Origin of the sequence: Psychrobacter sp. AOP31-B2-9, assembly GCF_052378005.1 — a bacterium.
Taxonomy (GTDB): Bacteria; Pseudomonadota; Gammaproteobacteria; order Pseudomonadales; family Moraxellaceae; genus Psychrobacter.
The window spans coordinates 1-2,928 of the sequence record NZ_JBQSXG010000225.1; the positions used below are offsets into that span (position 1 = coordinate 1).

The 2,928-nt window shown below is 41.2% G+C and carries 2 protein-coding genes; both read left to right on the top strand.

The window, feature by feature from the left end; genetic code table 11:
- The first annotated feature begins 719 nt into the window (after positions 1-719).
- Positions 720-2,084 carry an MFS transporter gene (locus ACT3SX_RS14595; protein WP_192520792.1) on the top strand — a complete coding sequence of 455 codons (1,365 nt, stop codon included), beginning with the start codon at positions 720-722 and terminating at the stop codon, positions 2,082-2,084.
- A 123-nt stretch (positions 2,085-2,207) separates the two neighbouring features.
- A complete protein-coding gene (gene ssb, locus ACT3SX_RS14600; RefSeq protein ID WP_192520794.1) occupies positions 2,208-2,822 on the top strand; it encodes a single-stranded DNA-binding protein in 615 nt (204 codons plus the stop codon).
- Positions 2,823-2,928 lie beyond the last annotated feature (106 nt).

The window sequence follows — 2,928 nt, forward strand, 5'->3', positions numbered from 1 at the left end:
TTATCTAGGTACTTTTTATCGTCATGTTTATACCAGTCAATAAAGTTAGATGAAATATCTGCTCAGTAATAGATGTGGTTTGTTATATATTCAGTTAAACCGTGTCACTTTCTAGTAGTGTTCGTGATAAGTATCAGTTTGGTTGTCGTGGTCTAAGATATAGTCAAATCCATATAAATCCGCTACATCGTCATCCTCGCTGACCATACTAATGTATAGCTTGCACTCGGTTTCCTTGTATCGAAATTATTTGAACTCAACTATACAATACAGCTTATATCCGTACTGTTTTACTTTATTGTTATGACAGCAGCATTATTCAAGGTGCGATGACTGAGGCGTGTCATCAATCTGAACAATAATAAATATTAAATGGGCTAAAAATGGCTAAGTGTTTGCCAAACGGTGTTAAGTAGCTTGCTAATATCTTGATGTTATCTGCACTACTTTATTTGTTTGCTATTTATCTTATTTTTATCTCCATTTTTAAAATGAGGACACGCCCTAGCAGAGGCACTTGGTCATAGAAATATGGCGTCATATTTATGACGAAGTAGAGAGATGATTAATATACACAAAAAACAAAAGTCTCGGCAACCCAATGGCGAATGTCTTATACTAAGGGGCTTGATTTTTAGGCGGATGCCTTTATAAAGCAGCAGTAATATATCAGCACATACAATACGAAAACCCGCCAACGATCAATCAGTGAGGCAAGTATGAATAGCGTAGAAAGGCGAGCAATATTAGGCGTTGGTGGTATTTTTGCTTTGCGTATGGTCGGTCTATTTATGATTGTGCCGGTGTTTTCGGTATATGGAAACAATTATGTACATGCGACGCCTTTTTTGATTGGTTTAGCCGTTGGTATCTACGGGCTTGGGCAGGCTATTTTTCAAATACCGATGAGCCTCGCTGCTGATAAATTTCCACGTAAACCGATTATATTTTTAGGGTTAGTCTTGTTTGCTGTTGGCGGTATCATCGCGGCCAATGCGACAGATATTTTTGAGGTTATTATCGGTCGGGCGTTGGCAGGTAGTGGTGCGGTTTCTGCTGTGTTGATGGCATTACTGGCTGATGTGACTCGTGAGGAGATGCGAACTAAGGCCATGGCCATGATGGGTTTGACCATTGCTACTTCGATCATGATTGCTTTTGCCTTTGGTCCGCTGTTGGTTGGTACGCTTGGTATTTCAGGATTGTTTTGGCTTACAGCCGTGTTTGCTGTTTTAGCCATGCTACTATTATTGGTAGTACCAACGCCGCTACGAGTACTCAAGCATAATTTGGATAATAAATCGATTGGTCAGCAATTGGCCAGCGTGTTAAAAATTGGTGACTTAAATCGCTTACATATCGGTATTTTTGCCCTACATTTGACTATGACAGCAATCTTCGTTATTTTGCCACATCAATTGACAGAAGTGATGGGGCTGTCGGTACGTCAGCAGGGACTGGTTTATTTACCGTTGTTGTTGATCGGTTTTGCTGTTGCGATACCTTTTATTATCATCGCCGAAAAGAAAAGAAAAATGCGTCAGGTATTTTTGGGTGCGTTGGCATTAATAACAGCTGCTTTAGCCATACTCGCACTTGGCAGTCAGGTTGGTGTTGGTATTATACTCGGCTTATTATTGTATTTTATGGGCTTCAATCTCATTGAGGCGACCATTCCTTCGTGGATTTCTAAGCGCGCTCCAGTAGCAAATAAAGCCACGGCAATGGGTATAAACTCTTCTAGCCAGTTTTTTGGTGCGTTTGTCGGTGGGGCGATGGGCGGGTTTTTATTGAATCAACCTAATCTATTGGCGTGGGGTATATTGGCGCTCATTATAGGTGTCGCTTTGCTGCTTATTATACCGATTGCGCAGCCACCTTATTTATCAAGCACGACCGTCACTATTCCTAAAGACATCAATATGCAGGACTGGTCACGTCAGATGCTAGCAGTAGATGGCGTCGATGAACTAGTTGTGATGGCGAAAGAGCAAGTGGCGTATCTTAAATTAGATAAAACCCAGTTGACAGATATATCGCGACAAGAGTTGTCGCATCTAGCGCAAAGCCCTCTAGATATTTAAACAAAAATTGGTTAAAGTAAAATCATATTACTGATAGTATTAATATGCGGTGGACCAAACTGGCTCCATTAAATCATGATTAACACGATTCATTAAATTATTCATAAATAAAAGGACGGTACCATGCGCGGAGTTAATAAAGTCATCATTATTGGCAACCTTGGAGCAGATCCTGAGGCACGTCAATTTAATAACGGTGGTGGCGTGACCAATATTTCGGTTGCGACATCGGAGCAGTGGACGGACAAGCAAAGTGGTGAAAAACGAGAAGCGACGGAATGGCATCGTATTTCACTATTCAATCGTTTAGGTGAAATTGCTGCGCAGTATTTGCGTAAGGGTAGTAAAGTCTATATCGAAGGCAGCTTACGTACGCGTAAATATCAAGATCCCAACGGACAAGATCGTTATATCACCGAGATTCGTGCCGAACAAATGCAAATGCTAGATGGTGCAACTGGTGGTCAAGCTCAAGGGCAGGGTGGCAGCTATGGTAATCAAGGCGGTCAAAATCAGGGCTATGGCAATCAGAACGGCCAGAATAACTTTGGTCAGCAAGTCAATAATCAGCCCGCTCAACAAGGTGGCTACAATCAACCTAATGGCGGTCAGAACAACTTTGGCAATCAAGGCGCACCTGCTCAGCAAAACCAGTTTAATCCTCCAGCACAAAAACCTACACAACCTAAGCCTACTGCAATGCCAGACGGGCCAGTAGATGATGATATTCCATTTTGAGGAATACATAATTAAAGAATGTTGAATAAGTTGGATAGAGCCTATGTGAATAGGCTCTTTTTTTATGTTTTATAATTAATCAGTAGTACGAATAATAGAGATTATA